The 17,815-nt window shown below is 69.3% G+C and carries 19 protein-coding genes; 4 read left to right on the forward strand and 15 right to left on the reverse strand.

Annotated elements, in window-relative coordinates; all coding sequences use genetic code 11:
- Positions 1-252: 252 nt before the first annotated feature.
- The 5 genes from glyS to MFF24_RS11470 all read right to left on the reverse strand — a co-directional run bounded on the left by glyS (position 253) and on the right by MFF24_RS11470 (position 6,506).
- Positions 253-2,517, reverse strand: a complete 2,265-nt coding sequence (gene glyS, locus MFF24_RS11450; protein WP_238224561.1) for a glycine--tRNA ligase subunit beta — start codon at positions 2,515-2,517, stop codon at positions 253-255.
- Between the two features lie 187 nt (positions 2,518-2,704).
- Positions 2,705-4,591 carry a PhoX family protein gene (locus MFF24_RS11455; RefSeq protein WP_238224562.1) on the reverse strand — a complete coding sequence of 629 codons (1,887 nt, stop codon included), beginning with the start codon at positions 4,589-4,591 and terminating at the stop codon, positions 2,705-2,707.
- Positions 4,592-4,683: 92 nt separating this feature from the next.
- Positions 4,684-5,127 (reverse strand): DUF3828 domain-containing protein, encoded by a 444-nt coding sequence (locus MFF24_RS11460; RefSeq protein WP_238224563.1) that lies wholly within the window; start codon positions 5,125-5,127, stop codon positions 4,684-4,686.
- Position 5,128: 1 nt separating this feature from the next.
- Positions 5,129-6,103 (reverse strand): glycine--tRNA ligase subunit alpha, encoded by a 975-nt coding sequence (locus MFF24_RS11465; protein WP_238224564.1) that lies wholly within the window; start codon positions 6,101-6,103, stop codon positions 5,129-5,131.
- A gap of 244 nt (positions 6,104-6,347) precedes the next feature.
- Entirely contained in the window at positions 6,348-6,506 is a 159-nt protein-coding gene (locus MFF24_RS11470) for a hypothetical protein (protein WP_166059882.1), read from the reverse strand.
- A 247-nt stretch (positions 6,507-6,753) separates the two neighbouring features.
- Here MFF24_RS11470 and MFF24_RS11475 point away from each other — a divergent pair, with 247 nt between their 5' ends.
- Positions 6,754-6,996, forward strand: a complete 243-nt coding sequence (locus MFF24_RS11475) for a hypothetical protein (protein ID WP_238224566.1) — start codon at positions 6,754-6,756, stop codon at positions 6,994-6,996.
- 12 nt (positions 6,997-7,008) lie between these two features.
- Here the strand turns inward: MFF24_RS11475 and MFF24_RS11480 are convergent, their stop codons facing one another.
- From MFF24_RS11480 to MFF24_RS11500, 5 genes are all read right to left on the reverse strand, one after another.
- Entirely contained in the window at positions 7,009-7,572 is a 564-nt protein-coding gene (locus MFF24_RS11480) for a TetR/AcrR family transcriptional regulator (RefSeq protein WP_238224568.1), read from the reverse strand.
- Positions 7,573-7,575: 3 nt separating this feature from the next.
- The gene (locus MFF24_RS11485) at positions 7,576-8,040 is read right to left on the reverse strand and encodes a nuclear transport factor 2 family protein (RefSeq protein WP_238224570.1); all 465 of its coding nucleotides are present in this window, start codon (positions 8,038-8,040) and stop codon (positions 7,576-7,578) included.
- Positions 8,041-8,232: 192 nt separating this feature from the next.
- The gene (locus MFF24_RS11490) at positions 8,233-9,093 is read right to left on the reverse strand and encodes a S49 family peptidase (protein ID WP_133090398.1); all 861 of its coding nucleotides are present in this window, start codon (positions 9,091-9,093) and stop codon (positions 8,233-8,235) included.
- A 146-nt stretch (positions 9,094-9,239) separates the two neighbouring features.
- Positions 9,240-9,992 carry a tRNA1(Val) (adenine(37)-N6)-methyltransferase gene (locus tag MFF24_RS11495; protein ID WP_238224572.1) on the reverse strand — a complete coding sequence of 251 codons (753 nt, stop codon included), beginning with the start codon at positions 9,990-9,992 and terminating at the stop codon, positions 9,240-9,242.
- 11 nt (positions 9,993-10,003) lie between these two features.
- The gene (locus MFF24_RS11500) at positions 10,004-10,231 is read right to left on the reverse strand and encodes a putative signal transducing protein (protein ID WP_166061451.1); all 228 of its coding nucleotides are present in this window, start codon (positions 10,229-10,231) and stop codon (positions 10,004-10,006) included.
- A gap of 191 nt (positions 10,232-10,422) precedes the next feature.
- Here MFF24_RS11500 and MFF24_RS11505 point away from each other — a divergent pair, with 191 nt between their 5' ends.
- Positions 10,423-11,445 (forward strand): polyprenyl synthetase family protein, encoded by a 1,023-nt coding sequence (locus MFF24_RS11505; protein ID WP_238224575.1) that lies wholly within the window; start codon positions 10,423-10,425, stop codon positions 11,443-11,445.
- Positions 11,446-11,466: 21 nt separating this feature from the next.
- Here the strand turns inward: MFF24_RS11505 and MFF24_RS11510 are convergent, their stop codons facing one another.
- The 4 genes from MFF24_RS11510 to MFF24_RS11525 form a co-directional block, all read right to left on the reverse strand.
- Positions 11,467-12,342 carry a 4-(cytidine 5'-diphospho)-2-C-methyl-D-erythritol kinase gene (locus MFF24_RS11510; protein ID WP_238224576.1) on the reverse strand — a complete coding sequence of 292 codons (876 nt, stop codon included), beginning with the start codon at positions 12,340-12,342 and terminating at the stop codon, positions 11,467-11,469.
- Positions 12,343-12,589: 247 nt separating this feature from the next.
- Positions 12,590-14,485: a tetratricopeptide repeat protein gene (locus MFF24_RS11515; protein WP_133090481.1), complete on the reverse strand. Its 1,896-nt coding sequence runs from the start codon at positions 14,483-14,485 to the stop codon at positions 12,590-12,592.
- Positions 14,486-14,628: 143 nt separating this feature from the next.
- The gene (locus MFF24_RS11520; protein WP_166059891.1) at positions 14,629-14,925 is read right to left on the reverse strand and encodes a hypothetical protein; all 297 of its coding nucleotides are present in this window, start codon (positions 14,923-14,925) and stop codon (positions 14,629-14,631) included.
- Positions 14,926-14,962: 37 nt separating this feature from the next.
- Complete coding sequence (locus MFF24_RS11525; protein ID WP_108940961.1) at positions 14,963-15,175, reverse strand: hypothetical protein; 213 nt, start codon at positions 15,173-15,175, stop codon at positions 14,963-14,965.
- A gap of 423 nt (positions 15,176-15,598) precedes the next feature.
- Here MFF24_RS11525 and MFF24_RS11530 point away from each other — a divergent pair, with 423 nt between their 5' ends.
- Both MFF24_RS11530 and MFF24_RS11535 read left to right on the forward strand, forming a co-directional pair.
- Positions 15,599-15,841 carry a hypothetical protein gene (locus MFF24_RS11530; protein ID WP_238224577.1) on the forward strand — a complete coding sequence of 81 codons (243 nt, stop codon included), beginning with the start codon at positions 15,599-15,601 and terminating at the stop codon, positions 15,839-15,841.
- A 156-nt stretch (positions 15,842-15,997) separates the two neighbouring features.
- Positions 15,998-16,321, forward strand: a complete 324-nt coding sequence (locus MFF24_RS11535) for a hypothetical protein (RefSeq protein WP_108940963.1) — start codon at positions 15,998-16,000, stop codon at positions 16,319-16,321.
- Between the two features lie 46 nt (positions 16,322-16,367).
- Here the strand turns inward: MFF24_RS11535 and MFF24_RS11540 are convergent, their stop codons facing one another.
- Entirely contained in the window at positions 16,368-17,702 is a 1,335-nt protein-coding gene (locus tag MFF24_RS11540; RefSeq protein ID WP_238224578.1) for an LLM class flavin-dependent oxidoreductase, read from the reverse strand.
- Positions 17,703-17,815: the final 113 nt, after the last annotated feature.

Below are 17,815 nucleotides of genomic sequence, written 5' to 3' on the forward strand. Positions count from 1 at the left end.
AGCGGCAATCCGATCAGCCTTCGACAGCCTCTCCCCAAAGCAATGCCGCAACTGCCTCGCAGCGGCCGGCTACGACGCATACGATCCAGATTGATCGGCAACAGCTCTAGCAACAATCAAGCATTGCGAGCAGGTTGCCCCCACCATCGCCCACCTGACGACGACAGAGATCCTGCAACGAACGATCGCCACCCCGGCAACGGCGCGACACCGTCCAGCCAGGGTGGACAGACACTCTGGCCTTCCTCCTCGTCAGCCCTCGATGCGCGAGAAGTCGGCCACCTCGCGGGTGGCCGCGCGCAGGGCATTGAGCAGGAGCAGACGATTCCTGCGCAGAGCCGGGTCGTCGGCGTTGACGGTGACGGTCTCGAAGAACGCGTCCACCGGCGCCCGCAGGTGCGACAGCGCCCGCATCGCACCCGAAAAGTCCTCGGCCGCGATCGCCGCGGACGCCTCTTGGCGGGCCGCCGCGAGCGCCTCGGCCAGCGCCTGCTCCTCCGGCTGACCGGAGGCAGCCAGCGCCGCATCGGGCGCGGCGTCGTAGGCCTGGCCGTCCTTCTTCTCCTCGATGCGCAGGATGTTGGCCGCACGCTTGTAGCCGGCAAGCAGGTTCTTGCCGTCGTCGGTGCTCAGGAACACGCCCAGTGCCTCGACGCGGCGGACGACGAGCAGAAGGTCATCCTGACCGGGCAGGGCGAAGACGGCATCGATCAGGTCGTGGCGGGCGCCCTGGTCGCGCAGGTAGACTTTCAGGCGGTCGGCAAAAAACGCCAACAAATCTTTCGTCCTTGCAATTTCCCATTCCTGTGGCGGGATTTGCATACCCATCTTAGACTGCATCATCGATGCGGCCTTTTGTGAGACCGTCAACAATTTAGAAATCGTACCGTCGTCCGAAAGATCTCCAGACATTTTTAAAAAGCTCAAGCGAGCATCGATTGGCTTGCCCGCATTCACTAGCATGTTGGCCATTATTCTTCGACCAATCACAACTAGACCAAAAAACAACGCAATACGCAATTCGTTACTTAGAATTATACGAATCACACCTAGCGCTGAGCGCCGAAGCGCGTAAGGATCCTTACTTCCCGTAGGCTTCTCATCGATCGCCCAAAAACCAACCAAGGTATCGAGCTTGTCCGCCAACGCCACGGCCAGGGAGACCGGATCGGTCGGCACGCGGTCGCTCGGACCCACCGGCTTGTAGTGCTCCTCGATGGCGGCGGCGATGCTCGGGTGCTCGCCCTGGAGCGCTGCGTATTTGCGGCCCATCAGGCCCTGCAGTTCCGGGAACTCGCCGACCATCTCGGTGACGAGGTCGGCCTTGGCGAGCCGGGCCGCGCGTTCGGCCAGGGCCGGGTCGGCGCCCACCAGCGGCGCGATCTCCTTGGCCAGCGCGGCGATGCGGGCGACGCGCTCGCCTTGCGTGCCGAGCTTCTCGTGGAAGACGATGGTGTCGAGCTTCGGCAACCGATCTTCCAACTTCGTTGCCTTGTCGGTCTCCCAGAAGAATCTCGCGTCCGAGAGCCGGGCGCGCACCACGCGCTCGTTGCCGGCGGTGATCGCCGCGCCGCCATCGGAGGCGACGAGGTTCGAGACCAGCACGAAGGCCGGCGCCAGCTCCTCGGAGCCGGATTTGCGCAGCACGAAGCACTTCTGATTGGCGCGGATGGTGGCCCGGATCGCCTCGGCCGGGATCTCGAGGAAGCGCTCCTCGAACGAGCCCATCAGCACCACCGGCCGCTCCACCAGTCCGGCCACCTCCTCCAGCAGGCCCTCATCCTCCACGAGGTCGAGGCCGCGGGCGAAGGCGAGATCCTTGGCGTCGTGCAGGATGATGTCCTTGCGCCGGTCGGCATCGAGGATCACGTCGGCGCGCTCCAGCGCCTGGACGTAGTCGTCGAAGCGGCGCACCTCGAAGGGCGAAGGCGCGAGGAAGCGGTGGCCGCTCGTGACCGAGCCGGCGGTGATGCCGTCGACCGAGAACGGCACGACGTCCGGCGTCTCGGTCTCGGGGCCGAAGGTGGCGACGATCGATTGCAGCGGGCGCACCCAGCGCAGGGAGCCGGGCTGGGCCGAGGCGGCGCCCCAGCGCATGGATTTCGGCCAGGGGAAGTTCCGGATGATGCCCGGCAGGATCTCGGCCAGCACGTCCAGCGTCTCGCGGCCGGCCCGCTCGATCACCGCGAGGTAGAACTCGCCCTTCTTCGGATCGGTGACGGTGGTGGCCTGATCGAGGCTCGCCAGCCCCGCGCTCTTCAGGAAGCCCTGAACGGCGGCCTCCGGCGCGCCGACGCGCGGCCCGCGCCGCTCCTCACGCACCGCCTCGCCGCGGGCGGGCAGCCCGGCGATGTGCAGCGCCAGCCGCCGCGGCGTCGCGAAGGCCTTGGCGCCCTCGTAGAGGAAACCGCGCTCGACCAGCGCGTCGGTGACGAGCTTCTTCAGATCCTCGGCCGCACGCCGCTGCATGCGCGCGGGGATCTCTTCGGAGCGGAGTTCGAGCAGAAGGTCAGGCATGCGCGCGGGAATAGCCGCCCGCTCGGGCCGCGTCGAGACGGGAGATGCGCCCGGTCTGTCACCGCCGGCGCTTCGTCATCGCCAGCCTCAATGAAGCGAGCCGGCACTCGGCTTTTCGCGAACGGGCGCGCCCTGGATCGTTTCGGCTTTGTCTCGCGAGGACGGGGGAGATGTCGACCGGTCGGCCTCACCCGATCCGTCCACCCCCCGTCCGCCGCACCGCCACCACGGACGGTCGCGGCGGCATGTCCGGCGAAAAGTCCGGCCAGCGGGTCGAAGGCTTCTCGTAGGAGCCGAGCGCCCCGTCCTCGTCGGGTTCGCCGGGATGTTGGACGGCGACGAAGAAGGTCTCGTCGTCGGGGGTGAAGCAGGGGCCGCACATCTCGGCGCCCACCGGCACCCGCAGGAAGTGGCGCGCGGTGCCCCGACGCGGCCCCTCCGTCTCCACCGCCCAGATGCCGTCGGCCCGGCCGGTGGCACGGCGATTGTTGCCGTCGGTGGCGATCCAGAGGCGGCCCCGCCCGTCGAAGGCACAGTTGTCGGGCATGCCGAACCAGCCGTTCTCGGTGGTCAGTGCGGAGAAGCTCGCCTTCACCTCGGGCTTGGCCGGATCGCCGCAGCGCACCAGCACCTCCCAGCGGAAGGTCTCGGCGCCGTGGTCGGTGCCGTCGGGGGCGATCTCGATGACGTGGCCGAAGGCGTTAGGGCCGCGCGGATTGGCCGGCTCCTCCTGATCGGCGGTGCGCTTCGTGTTGTTGGTCAGCATCACGTAGACGCGGCCGGTGCGTGGGTTGGCCTCGATGTCCTCGGGCCGGTCCATCGGCGTGGCACCGAGCCGTTTGGCGGCGCGCCGCGTCTCGATCAGCACGTCGGCTTGGGATCCGAAGCCGTTGCCCGCGTCGAGCCCGTTTGCCCCGTGGACCAGCGGCAGCCAGCGGCCGGTGCCGTCCGGCTCGAACCGGGCGACGCTGAGCGTGCCGGAATCGAGAAGGTCGACGTTGGCGCCGCGCTCCGCTTGCACCCTGCCATTGCTGACGAAGCGGTAGACGTGCTGGAAGCGCTCGTCGTCACCGAGATAGACGACGTAGCGCCCGTCGATCGCGCGCGCCCCCGCCGCGCCCTCGTGCTTGAACCGGCCGAGCGCCGTGCGCTTCTTCGGGGTCGCGCCCGGATCGAACGGATCGATCTCGACCACCCAGCCGAACCGATTCGGCTCGTTCGGCGTCCGTGCGAGGTCGAAGCGCGGATGGAAGCGGCTCCAGGCATATTGCAGGCTGCCGATGCCCATCGCCTTGGCGTTGCCGGCCTCCGGATGCCCGGCGGGGAGGGCGCCGCCGAAATAGTAGTTGATGTTCTCCTCCCCCGAGAGCCACGTCCCCCAGGGCGTGACGCCGCCCGAGCAGTTGTTGATCATGCCGAGCACGCGCCGGCCGCTCGGATCGGCCTCGGTGACGAGGCGGGGATCGCCGGCCGCCGGACCGGTGAGATCCATCGGCGTCAGCGCCGTGATACGCCGGGTGTAGGGTGAGCCGACGACCGGGCGCCACCCATCCGCCTCACGGACGATCTCGACCACCGAACCGCCATGGGCGGCCATCTCGACCGCGACCTGAGCGGGGTTCAAGGCCGCGATCACGCCCTTGCGGTCGGCCGCATCGAGGCCGGGAAACATCAGCTCGGCATTGGTGTATTCGTGGTTGACCACGAGCAGGCCGCGGCGGCCCTCGGTATCGAGCGGGATGAATCCGACGAAGTCGTTGTTGTAGCCGAACTGGCGCTCTTGGGCCGCGGCACTCTGCTTCTTCGGGTCGAAGGCGGGGGCGTCGGCAAACAGCGGGTCGCCCCAGCGCAGCAGGGGCTTCGCCTCGTAGCCCTCGGCCACGTGCAGGTGCTCATCGACGCCGGCCGCGAGTTCCGGGAAGTCGAAGGAGGGACGGTCCGCGGGGGCGGCGGCGGCCTGCGGCGCGACTCCGGCGGCGAGCGCGGCGGCAAGCGAGCCGCGCATCAGGTCGCGCCGGGAGAAGCGGTGCGCGATCACCGCGTCGAGGGTCGGGGCGTCGGGCAGGTCGGACATCGTTGCGCGTCTCGTCAGCCAGTGAGAGGCGGCGCGACTATCCCCCTCAGATGTCGCTTCGATGACGCCACAGCCGTTGGATGTGTGGGGCTCTAACGAAGCGGCGCCGACAGGAGAGCAATGAGATCCCAGGTCTCACCCTTCAGCGAGCGGACATTGGCGATCTTCCACGCGCCGGCCTCACGCACGAGGCTGTAGCGCAGCTCCTGCGGGCCGCCATTGCGGAAGCTCGCCCGCACCTCGGCCCGGTCACCCTCGTTCGAGAGCGGTGCGAGCGCCAGCGACTTTGCAAAGTCCGGCTCGGTGTCCTGACCGTTGACGTAAAAGGCGAAGCCGAGCCGCCCAACCTCGCCCTTGGCCTCGCGCTGGTCGCGCTCGTAGAGGGTCCGCAGACGCTTGGCGTAGAAGCGCACCGCGTTGATGTCGTCGGCCGCGTAGAAGGCCCGTACCGTCTCCACCGGGTCGGCCGCGGATTGCGCGAGCGCCGGTTCGGCGAGGAGCCCGAAGGCGAGGGTGAGGACGGCCCGGCGGTGCATCTCAGGCCGCGGCGGCTTGGTTGCCGGCAGGGGCGCCGGCAGGGTCACCGGAATGCCCGCCGGCCTCGGTCTGGAGCCACGCGGCGCCGCAGGCCTTGGCCAGCTCGCGCACCCGCAGGATGTAGCTCTGTCGCTCGGTGACCGAGATCACGCCACGGGCATCGAGCAGGTTGAAGACGTGGCTCGCCTTGATGCACTGGTCGTAGGCCGGCTGGACGATGCGGTGACGCGCGCCCTCGCTCTCGGGAGCGCCGGCCTCGAGGTAGAGGCGGCAGGCCTTCTCCGCGTCGGCGAAGTGACGAAACAGCATCGCCGTATCGGCGGCCTCGAAGTTGTGGCGCGAATATTCCTGTTCGGCCTGGAGGAAGACGTCGCCGTAGGTGACCTTGTCCTCGCCCTCGCCGCCGTTGAAGTTGAGATCGTACACGTTCTCGACGCCCTGCACGTACATGGCGAGGCGTTCGAGGCCATACGTCAGCTCGCCGGCCACCGGCGCGCACTCGAAACCGGCGACCTGCTGGAAGTAGGTGAACTGGCTCACCTCCATCCCGTCGCACCAGCATTCCCAGCCGAGCCCCCAGGCGCCGAGCGTCGGGCTCTCCCAATCGTCCTCGACGAAGCGGATGTCGTGGAGCTTGAGATCGACGCCGATCGCCGCCAGCGAGGCGAGGTAGAGTTCCTGAAGGTTCGGCGGGTTCGGCTTCAGGATCACCTGGAACTGGTAGTAGTGCTGCAGGCGGTTCGGGTTCTCGCCGTAGCGCCCGTCCTTGGGGCGCCGCGAGGGCTGCACGTAAGCCGCCTTCCAAGGCTTGGGTCCCAGCGCCCGCAGCGTCGTGGCCGGGTGGAAGGTGCCGGCGCCGACCTCCATGTCGTAGGGCTGGAGGATCACACAGCCCCTGGCTGCCCAGAAGCGCTGCAGGGTCAGGATCAGGCCCTGGAACGAGCGTGTGGGCGAGAGGTCGGCGTCGCTCGACATGGCAGATCCGGCAGGAGGGAAGCTGCCGGACCGTTTAAGAGCGGGGGGCGGGGTGTCAAGCGAACCGACTCCCCAGCCAAGGCGATCGCTTGAAAGCGATCACCCCGATTTTTTTTGCCGACCTCAATCGCCGGCGCCCGCATCCGCGGGCTCAGGCATTCGCTCCGCTCGATGCCTCGGCAAGGGCCGAGGCCCGCTGCGCGCGGCACTCTTCGTGCCGCGAAGCCGCTCAAGCGACTTCGCGCTACGTGCGCGGGGTGGACCGTGTGAAGTTCCGCTTGGCCGTCCGTTCCTTCGGCACGGCCTCGATCGCCGGCTTGGCCGCCAGGAGACGCTTCACGCGCTCGTTGAAGTCGGACGAGGTGACGGGGCGAGCGCCCCCTTTTTCCGGAGCAAGAGCCATCGTGGCCTCCGCATGTACGCCCAAAGCACGGGATTGCGCGGAGGGTAAACAGGATATGGGGCGCCGGCCGGAATTTGCGAGGCGGAGGTCGCGCCGCACGGCGGCCACGCTCCCGTGCGTGCCGGCACATCTTTTTCAGTGTCGGCGGCTCAGAGCGGGAACGGCAAAGGTTGCTGCCAAGTTAATGCGGCAAAGGAACAGCTCCGCTCCCCTACGAGGTCGAGCGGCCACCATTTTCGGATAGATCATGCGCAAGGGATTGACTGTTTTCGCCGCTCTCACCGCGGCCTCACTCGCCACCACCGCGCTGGTGATGGGCGCTTCCAATGCGCTCGCGACCCCCGATCACACGATGGCGGTCGAGGAGATTGTGGCGGTCACGCCCATCGAGGTCGCCCCGGTCGCCGCGATGCCGGCGGCCGAGACCTGCGCTCGCAAGGTTCGGGTGGTTTATTCCGGCTACGCGACCCCGGCCGGCTGCGCGCGCTGACGCGGAGCGCCGTCAGGCGTCGCCGAGACAGCGCGCCGCCAAGCCCGCCAGGATCCGCTCGAACACCTCCGGCCGGTCGAGGGCGCGGGCCAGGACCACCGCTCCCTGGATACCACCCACGGCCTCCTCGGCGAGGACGCCGGCCGCCTCCGGACCATGACCGTCGCGCGCGAGGGCCGCGGCGAGCGCCTCGACCCAGCGGGCGAAATAGTCCCGCAGCCGGCCGGCGAAGCGGTCGCGGGCGTCGCTCAGGCTCAGCGCGCCGACGAGGCAGACCCGGCGGCCGGAGCGGAAATACGCTGCTGTCGTCGCGAACATCGTCGCCACGGCCGCCTTCGGATCATCCGCTTCCCGCAAGGGACGGTAGACGTTGGTCTCGAACCAGCCGTCGATCTCGGCAAGCACAGCGGTCGCCATCTCCTCCTTCCCGCCGGGAAAGAAGTGATAGAGGCTGCCCTTGCCGAGTCCCGTCGCCTTCGAGATCAGCGACAGGCTCGCCCCCTCGTAGCCATGCTCGCGAAACACCTCCGCGAGCAGCGGCAGCACGTCGGACCGCTCGGCGACGGTGCGGGCCACGCCCTAGAGCCCCAGATCGCTCAAGGACGGATGGTCATCCGGCCGGCGGCCGAGGGGCCAGTGATACTTCCGGTCGCTCTCGGCAATCGGCAGGTCATTGATGGAGGCGATGCGGTGGCGCATCAGCCCCGCCTCGTCGAATTCCCAATTCTCGTTGCCGTAGGAACGGAACCACTGCCCGCTATCGTCGCGCCACTCGTAGGCGAAGCGAACGGCGATGCGGTTCCCCTGGTGCGCCCAGACCTCCTTTATCAGCCGGTACTCCAACTCGCGTGACCACTTGCGCCGCAAGAAGGCGGCGATCTCTTCGCGTCCCTTCACGAACTCGGCGCGGTTCCGCCAGACGCTGTCGGGCGTGTAGGCGAGGGCGACCCGTTCCGGGTCGCGGCTGTTCCAGGCATCTTCCGCCATGCGCGCCTTCTGCGCGGCGGTCTCGTCGGTGAAGGGCGGAAGCGGGGGGCGCGACATGGCAGGGTCTTTCTGTACTGATCGGTACGAACAAGACCGATCGGTACAGAAATCGACGTCGCTCCGCAAGCCGGCTTGAAGGCTGCTGACAATGATCGCGGCTCGGGGGTGGACTGCCGCAAAGCCAGCCATCCTCCGCGAAGCCGCGGCGGATCGGAAGCCGCCGGCGCGAGGGTTAGGAATGCACTTCGCCTACAATCCCAACCGCGCCCAGGCGGCGCGCTCCTCAACCGCCGCGATCACCGCATCGGGAATCCCGGCCGCCGCCTGGCCGGGGCCGGCGCGGCGCAGCAGGCGGGCGAGCCAGGAGCCGCGGGTCTCGGCCACGAGCCGCAACTCGACCTTGTCACCGTAGTGGGCGCGCAGCGTGCCGCGCAGGTCGCCGAGCTCGTCGACGAGGCCGAGGTCGAGTGCCTGCCGCCCGGTCCAGACCGCACCGGTGAACAGGTCGCGGCTCGCATCGAGCTTCGGCCGGCGCTCGCGCACGAGACCGGTGAACAGGGTCTGCACGTCGGCCTGGATCTCCTTCAGCCGGGCGACGTCCTGCGGGTTCTCGGGCCGGAACGGATCAAGCATCGCCTTCGCCTCACCCTGGGTGTGGACGCGGCGCTCGACGCCGAGGCGCTCGATCAGCCGGTCGAAGCCGAACCCGGCCGAGACCACCCCGATGGAGCCGACGAGCGAAGCGGGATCGGCGACGATCTCGTCGGCGGCGCAGGCGATCATGTAGCCGCCCGAGGCCGCGGCATCCTCCACGAAGGCGAAGACCTTGATCTCCTTCTCCGCGGCCAGCGCCCGGATGCGCCGGTAGATCAGGTGCGACTGCACCGGCGAGCCGCCGGGCGAGTTGACGACGAGCGCCACCGCCGAGAGGCCCGGCATCGTGAAGGCGCGCTCCAGGCTCGGCGCCACCGTACTGACCGAGAGGCCCGGCCGGAACGGCGAGCCGGTGCCGATCACCCCGCTCAGGCGCACCACCGCGACCCGGGGAGGGGTCTGGCGGAAGCGGCGGGGCAGGAGGAAGCGCATCCAGGTCGGGACGGTCAGCGGCATGGTGGCTTCTTTTCGCGGCTTCTTTTCGCGGTCGCACGGGGCACCGCCCTCCGAGGCGGGCGGATCACACCTCCGTTAGCAGGACGCCGCCGGCCGATCCATCACGGCGGCCTACGGATCGAGAGTCACGAGCGGGCGCCCCGCGTTCACGGGGCCGGCCAGGGATCGCCCCGGTGCAGGGCCTCGGCCTCCGGCGTGAAGCGCCCGGCTTCGTCCTGAAGCACCAGGGGCGGCAGCAGCCGAAACGGCGCGCGGCTGCCCTTCACCGCCGCAATCAGCACGCGGATCGCCGGCCGCCCGGCCCGTCCGTGAACGGGGCGGACGGCGCAGTCGCCGAAACGCCCGCGCATGGCGTCGAGGCAAGCGGGCAGGGCGTCGGCCCGGTGAATCAGGCCGAGCCGTCCGCCGGGGCGGAGCAGGTCGGAGCAGGTTCTGAGCCAGAGGTCGAGCCCGCCGGTGGCGAAGGTATGCGCCGCCGCCTTGAGCGGAACCGGGGAGGCGCGGTGCGTGCCGGCCTCGAAGAAGGGCGGGTTGGTCAGCACGATATCGGCGCTCTCCGGCGCCAGACCGGCGGCCCGGCGCTGCGCCCCCGGCGCGAGGAGATCCGCCTCGATCACCACGACACGCCCGTCGAGCTCATTCGCCGACACATTTTCCCGAGCCAGAGCGGCAAGGCCGGGGTCGCGCTCGACCAGCACCACGCGGGCCTCCTCGGAGAGCCGCGCCGCCGCCAGCCCCACCACACCGGTCGCCGCGCCGAGATCGTAGAGCGTCGCGCCCGGCGCGGGGGTGAGAAGCCGGGCGAGCAACACGGCATCGGTGCCGGCGCGATGGGCGCCGCGGGCCGGCTGGCGCAGCCTCAGGCGGCCGCCGAGGAAGGCATCCGGCTCCGTATCCACCGGGCGTCCGCTCAGCGCTCGTCGCGCAATTCAGCAGACAGGCCGGCATCGGCCAGGATGCGGCGGGCCTGTCGCGCGTGGTCATCGGGCACCAGCAGGCGCCGGCCGAACGCGCCGATCGATCCTTCGAGCGCGCTCATGTGCTCGTCGGCAACGAAAAGCGGGACGCCCGCTTCTTCGAGAAGCGAGCGCGCGAATCCGATCAGGACGATGTCGTTGCTGCGGATCAGTTCCGTCACGGCCTCAAACCCTTCCTGCCGCCGCCCGGCAAGCGGGCCGGCGGTCTGCGGCTGGTAACATTGTCCACGTTCTTGCGCAGCCATGCGGCACGACCGCGTGTTGCCCTGCCGCCGGCCCCGTGCGACAGGGGCAGCCGCGGGGCAGGGGTTCCGGCAGGGTGCCGGTCGAGAGTTTTCCGGAGGCATCGCGCTTGGGCGTCGTCGTTACCCTCGATGAAGGCCGCTCCGATCCGGAGGCCAGCCTCACCGACCTCGTGAGCCTCGTCGCGGCCGGGATGGAGCGGGTGAACGCGACGATCCTGTCGCGCACGGGCTCCGACGTGGCGATGATCCCCGAGGTCGCCAACCACCTGATCGCCTCGGGCGGCAAGCGCCTGCGCCCGATCCTGACGCTCGCCTGCGCCGATCTGTGCGGGTACGGAAGCGGCGACGGTGCGGTGAAGCTCGCCGCCGCGGTCGAGTTCATGCACACCGCGACCCTCCTCCACGACGACGTCGTCGACGAGAGCGACATGCGCCGCGGGCGGGTCGCCGCCCGCATCAAGTGGGGCAACGAGGCGAGCGTGCTCGTCGGCGACTTCCTGCTCGGGCAGGCCTTCCGCATGATGGTCGAGGTCGGCAGCCTTCGTGCCCTCGACATCCTGTCGGCGGCGGCCACCGTCATTGCCGAGGGCGAGGTGATGCAGCTCACCGCCGCCAAGAATACCGAGACGAGTGAGGACGAGTATCTCGCGGTGATCCGCGGCAAGACCGCGGAGCTGTTCGCGGCGGCCTGCGAGGTCGGTCCGGTGCTGAGCCAGCGGCCGGACGCGGAGCAGGCGGCCTGCCGCGCGTACGGCATGAATCTCGGCATCGCCTTCCAGCTCATCGACGACGTGCTCGATTACGGCGGCACCAGCGCGGCGCTCGGAAAGAACGTCGGCGACGATTTCCGCGAGGGCAAGATCACCCTGCCGATCGTGCTGGCGCTGCGCCGCGGCTCGGACGAGGAGCGGGCCTTCTGGCGCCGCACCCTCGAACGGGAGGATCTGGAGGAGGGCGATCTGCAGCAGGCGCTGGCGATCCTGCGCCGCCACCGCGCCCTCGACGACACGATCGAGCGCGCCCGCCATTACGGCGATCAGGCCCGCGCGGCTTTGGACCCGTTCCCGAACGGGCCGATGAAGTCGGCTCTGTTGCAGGTGGTGGATTTCTGCATCGCCCGGGCGCACTGACGCTCGCCCACGGCACCGCCTTCAGGCGAGGCGCGTCGGCTCCACCCACCAGCCCGGCTGAGCGGCGCGGATCGCTCCAGCCGCCGTCTGCGCCGCTCCGTCATCGGAAAAAATCGCGAACACGGTCGCGCCCGAGCCGGACATCCGCGCCAGACGACACCCACCCTGCGCCCGCAGCAGCGCCAGCGCCTCGCCGATCACCGGGGCAACGGTGAGGGCCGGCGCCTCCAGATCGTTGCGGGCGGGCGCGATGGCACCGAGCACCGCATCCGCGCCGAGACCGCTGGCGATGGCCGGATGCGCGGCCCCGTCGAGCACCTGCCCGACGGCGAGGCCGAGGGCCTTGAAGACAGGCGCCGTCGCGACCGGTACGCCGGGATTGACCAGCACCGCCGGCAAAGCCGCAAGGCCGAGCACGGGCCCGATCTCCTCGCCCGCCCCGCGCATCATCCGCGCCCGCGGATCGAGGCAGACCGGCACGTCGGCCCCCGTGGCGCGGGCGGCCGCGACCACGGCCGGGTGATCGACGGGCAATTCGTTCAGTTTAGCCAGCAACCGCAGAGCGGCGGCTGCGTCCGACGAGCCGCCGCCGATTCCGGCCGCCACGGGCAGTTGCTTGTGCAGTCGGAACGCGCCGAACCTCAGGCCGTCGACGCCCGCGGCCAAGTGGCGGGCGGCACGCAGGACGAGGTTGTCGTCGAGAGGTCCCGCTGGACCGGCCGTGGGACCCGCGACATCGAGCGAAAGATCAGGGCCCGGCGCCAGTTCCAGCGTGTCGGCCACCTCGGCGAAGGCGACGAGGCTCTCCAGCGCATGGTAGCCGTCCTTCGGCCGGCGGCCGAGAACGTGCAGGGTCAGGTTGATCTTGGCCGGAGCGCGGGTGGTGAGGACGGACACGAAGGCTCTCGGCCGGAGGGGCAGGGGATAAACCCTGCCTTAGGGGTCACATTCGGAACGGGCAAGGCTAGCGCCATCGACGATGACCCACTCCGAGCCGCGACCTCATCCTGAGGTGATGCAGCGAAGCGGAGGCCTTGAAGGATCTTCCAGAAGCCGCGCGGGAACTGGAGGATCCTTCGAGGCCCGCTGTCGCGGTCACCTCAGGATGAGGGCGTGAGTGGGATATCGCCGGAGCGGGGAAGCCTTACTTCCCCGGCTTCTTGTCCGCCGCGCCCGGCGGCTCGCTCGGCGCGGGTGCGCCCTTCGGCAGTTCCGGGTTCTCCGGGTTGTGCGGCGCCGCCACGGGCGCGGGCGCGGCCTGGGCCGGATCCTGGGTCGGCGGGTTCTCGGCGGTCGCCGTCGGCTTGTCCGGCTCGGGCAGGCCATCCTTGAGCTTGGCGTTGATCTTGACGAGATCGTCGGGCTCGGGGTTCAGGTCCTTGGCGTGCTGCCACTGGAACTTGCCCTCCAGCCGACGGCCGGTGCGCCAGTAAGCGTCGCCGAGGTGGTCATTGATGGTGGGATCGCCCGGCTTTAGCTCGACCGCCTTCTCCAGCTCGCGCACCGCATCGTCCCAGCGACCGAGGCGGAAATAGGCCCAGCCGAGGCTGTCGATGATCATGCCGTCGCGGGGTGAGAGATCGACGGCCTGCTTCAGCATGGTGAAGCTCTCGTCGATGTTCATGTTCCGATCGACCCAGGAATAGGCGAGGTAGTTGAGCACCTGCGCCTTGGCGTTCGGCTGGGTCGGCGGCACGAGGGCGAGCGCCTTCTTGAGGTCGGCCTCCGCCTTCTGCCACTCGCCGGCCCGCTCGTAGGCGGTGCCGCGGAAGTAGAACAGCGTCCAGTTGTTGGCCTCCCGGCCCGGCTGGATCAGATTGATCGCACGGGTATAGGTCTCGGTCGCCTCGGTGAACTTCTTGCGCGAGCGCTGCACGTTGCCGAGCGCCGAGATCACGTCGATGTTGTCGGGATGCGCCTTGAGCACAGTGTCGAGGTGCTGCAGCGCCTCGTCGCCACGGCCCATCTGCTCGAGGTTGAGGCCGATCTGAATGTCGGCATTGAGCTTGAGCGGCGAGGACGCCGGGATCTGCGCGTAGGCCTCGTTCGAGCGCTCGGCCTGCTTCATGCGGTCGAGCGTGTCGGCGAGGGTCAGCCGGGCGACGGCGTGCTCGGGGGCGAGGTAGAGGGCAAGCCGCAGGTAGACCACCGCCGGAAGCTCGTCGCCCTGCGTCGAGCCGGCCGAACCGAGTCCGTAGAGCACCTCGGCCGCGCCTTCCTGGGCCGACGAGATCAGGGGCGTGAGCGGCTTGCCGGCCTTGAGCTTGTCGAGGGCGTCCACCACGAGGGGGTGGCGCGGCATCACCTTCTCGAACTCGCTGTAGGCGTCGATGGCGAGATCGGTGCGGCCGATCCCGGCCTCGAAGCGGGCATAGCCGTCGACGATGCGCAGGGTGTTGTGGTCGGCGTCGTAGGCCGCCTTCAGCTTGCGCTCGGCCTCGGCCCGGTCGCCGATCACCGAGGCGATCAGCCCGGCATGGTAGTCGCGGAAGACGTTGAAGTAGCGCTCGCCGCGCAGGCGGTTCAGCGTCTCGTAGGCGCGCTTGCCATCGCCCGCGCCGGCATAGGCCCAGGCGGTGAGCAGCGTCCCGGTGAGGTCGGCCGCCGCCCCCCTTCCGCTGCGGCCGAAGCTCTGGCGGGCGGGGCCGTACTGGCCGGCCTTGAGCTGGCGCACGCCCAGAGCGAGCTGGGCGAGGCCGTTCGAGCTTTCGCGGGTGGCGAGCCGCTCGGCGGCGCGGAAGGCGTCGGTCATGGCGCCGTCGGCGAGCAGCGACACGAAGGCGCGCTCCAGAAGCTCGGCGTTGCGCGGGTCGCCCTTCACCGCCTCGCGGTAGAAGCTCGCGGCGGCGGCCGTGTCCTTCGAGGCGCCGGCGATGTAGGCCGAGAGGAAGTTGCCTTCGAGCGACTCCGCCGGCTCGTATTCGGAGAGCGGTGAGGATTCCCGCGGCTGCATGGCCGCGGCCGGCAGAGTGCCGAGACCGGTCGAAGCAAGCAGCAGGGCGAGCGCGGTGGCGCTCCGGCGGGCGGCGTATCCGAACATGGGCACCAGTCACGGCTCCTTCGCGGGACCGGCGGACGGGGTTTCCTCCGGCCGGCTCCGGTTTGGCGGGGGACACTGGACTCTTCCCGCCATGACCGCAAGGCGAAAGGATGGCGCGGGGAGGGACCCGTTCAGCCCCCGGTTCAGGGGCCGTCGCCGATCTCCGCGCGGGCATCCTCCACGAGTTGAGCCAGCCCGGCATCGACCTCCGCCCCGAGCATGGCGCGCTCGGCCGCGGTCAGATCCTTGGCCCAGGCGCCGCTGCCGAAGCCTTCCTCGCAGCGCGCCCGCTCGGCTTCGATGTAGGCGCGCGTCTCTTCGGGGCGGTCCCGCATCGCCTGCACGAAGCCGAACCACGCCGCGCGCTCGACCACGGCGAGGCGGGCGCGCAGCCGCACTTCCACGGCGCGGACGGGATCGACGGTCTCATCGTCTGCCACGGCCCACTCCTCCCGTTCCTGTCTAATCGTTCCTCGCCTACCGTTCCTTGCGCTGCTCGCAGCGGGTCTTCACGTAGGTGTTGGCAGCGCCGCCATGGCCGGCGCTGGCGGCCAGGACCGGCCCTTGGATCAGGCATTCCTGAAGCGTGTGAGCCGGCCCGATGATCACGTCGAGGGCGGTCTCGCGGGAGCAATCGGGCATCTGAACGCTGGACGCGCAGACGAGCGCAACGACGAGGATGGAATTCATGGGGCCGGCCTCCCTGCCGTGGATGTTTCTTGACGGTCGGAGCCTGTCGACACTCCGGCGGCCGGTGACGTTTGACGGACGAGCGTAATCCGCCCGCTCCGCCGGTTGGAACCGAAAAACACCTCGAAAGGCTGCCCTGAGCCGATGCGTCACAGCAGCCCGGTCTGCGCTGTGCCGCCGAGCGGGCTCTCCTCAAGCCTGATCCTGATCTCGCCGGCCGCCGCCTCGGGGGCCTCACGCCTGTCCCGACGGGGTCCAGGCCACAGGTCGGGGCCGACGGCGGGTTGCAGGCGTTTACCAAGGGATTGATCTGCCTTGCGATTTTTCCAGCGCGCGGTGGCTGCCCCAAAAAAGTCGCAAGAGGGTCCTGTCTTCGCGCGGATCGGACAAGGTCGTGACCGGCGTCGTAACAGGGAGGCGGCAATGTCTTTCGAGATCGTTCTGACGCAATCCGCGCAGGAAATCGCCGAGAGGAGCGGTGTTCTTCCGGTTCTCCAAGAGCGTGCGCGCGATGAGATCGCGGAACTACCGGGCGAAGGCCTCGAAGAACTCGAGCGTCGTCTGTTCCATGCCTTCGCACTCGACGACGGCACCGAGGTGATCTGCTCGCTCACCGCCGACGGCGTCGTGCGGGTCGATGCCTGCGAGGCGGAAGCGGTCGCCTGATCCTTCTCGCGGAACCGTGAACGGCAGGACTGGATTGCTCCTCCCGCTTGGAGTGCCTCACGAAGCGCCGGGCCATCGGTCATCGCCTCCCGCGGGCGGCGACGGTGGCGTGGTCTCGCGTGAGCGGCACATCCCCAAATCGGTCGAGGAGGAGACATGGCCCAGGACACCGTCGGCGTCGAAGCCGATTTCACGAGCCTTGAGGCGGCCCGCGCCGCCAAGGACCGCCTGGTACGGGCGGGGTTTGCCCGCAACAGCATCGATATCGACCGCGAGGGCGACACCTTCATCGTCCATCTGCCGACCCAGGAGGCGAACCGGCAGAGGGCCGCGCGCATCCTCAGGGGCCGCGCCATGATCGAGAGTGCCAAGAGCACAGGCTGGGCCGCCGCCGACACCGTCGGCAGCAACCGCCTGCTCACCCTCGGCCTCGCGGCGCTGGCCGGCTTCGCCCTCTACGGCCTGACCAGCCGGCGCTGACGCGCCGACGCTCCCTGCGGAACCGCATGCCGGTTCGGCGGGGAGCCTACCGCGTCTCGAAGAAGCGGTTGTCCGGTCGCGCGAGACCGAGATGGTCGCGTAGGGTCGTGCCCTCGTACTCGGTGCGGAACAGGCCGCGTCGCTGCAGTTCCGGCACCACGCCGGCACAGACATCGTCGAGCCCTTCCGGCACGAAGGGAAACATCACGTTGAAGCCGTCGCAGGCTTGCCCTTCGAGCCACTCGCCCATCCGGTCGGCGATCTGCTCGGGCGTGCCGACGAAGGTGAGCCCGCCATAGCCGCCGACGCGGCGAGCAAGCTCCCGCACCGTCGCCCCGGTGCGGCGGGCATAGTCGACGATCTGCGCCTGCCCGCTCTTGCTGGCATTCGTCTCCGGGATCTCGGGCAGCGGCGCATCGAGATCGAAGACGCTGGCATCGGTGCCCAGGCGGACCGAGAGGTTGGCAAGTCCGCTCTCGACCGGCGCCAGCGCATCAAGCCGCGCCTTCTTCGCCTTCGCCTCCTCCTCCGTGCCGCCGACCACGACGAAGGCACCGGGCAGGATCTTCAGGGCGTCGCGAGAACGCCCCGCCGCGTCCATCCGGCCTTTCACGTCGGCGTAGAATTTTTGTCCCGCTTCCAGGGACGAGGCCGAGCCGAACACCATCTCGGCGGTCTCCGCTGCGATCTGGCGCCCGGCCTCGGAGGCGCCCGCCTGCACGATCACGGGCCAGCCCTGAACCGGGCGTGCGACGTTGAGCGGCCCCTTCACCTTCAGGAATTCGCCCCGGTGGTTCAGGGTGTGGAGCTTGTCGGGATCGAAGAAAAGCCCCTGCTCGACGTCGCGGACGAAGGCGTCGTCGGCCCAGGAATCCCACAGACCGGTGACGACCTCGAAGAATTCGCGGGCGCGAGCGTAGCGGGTCGCGTGGTCGAGATGGGCGTCGCGGCCGAAGTTCAGCGCCTCGTCCGGATTGCCGGAGGTGACGAGGTTCCAGCCGGCTCGGCCCCGCGAGATGTGGTCGAGGGAGGCGAACTTGCGGGCCACATGGTAGGGCTCGTTATAGGTGGTCGAGGCGGTGGCGATCAGCCCGATCCGCTCCGTCACCATGGCGAGTGCGGGCAGCAGCGTCAGCGGGTCGAACGAGGTGACGGTGGCCGAGCGCTTCAGCGCCTCCATCGGCATGTTCATCACCGCGAGATGGTCGGCCATGAAGAAGGCGTCGAACTTGGCCGCTTCCAGGGTGCGGGCGAAGCGCACGAGATGGTCGAGGTTGAAGTTCGCGTCCGGAAATCCGCCGGGATAGCGCCACCACGCGGTATGGATGCCGATGGGACGCATGAAGGCGCCGAGATGGAGCTGTTTACGCGGTTCGCTCAACGAAGGCCTCCGGCCGCATCAACCCGTCGATGCTGCCGATCGCGTGCACCGCACACCAAGGGCATCACCGCTCCGGAGGATGCCGGTATCTCACTAGGATTGCACGCGCCACG

Source organism: Methylorubrum aminovorans (genome assembly GCF_022179725.1).
In the GTDB taxonomy this organism is placed as follows: Bacteria; Pseudomonadota; Alphaproteobacteria; order Rhizobiales; family Beijerinckiaceae; genus Methylobacterium; species Methylobacterium aminovorans.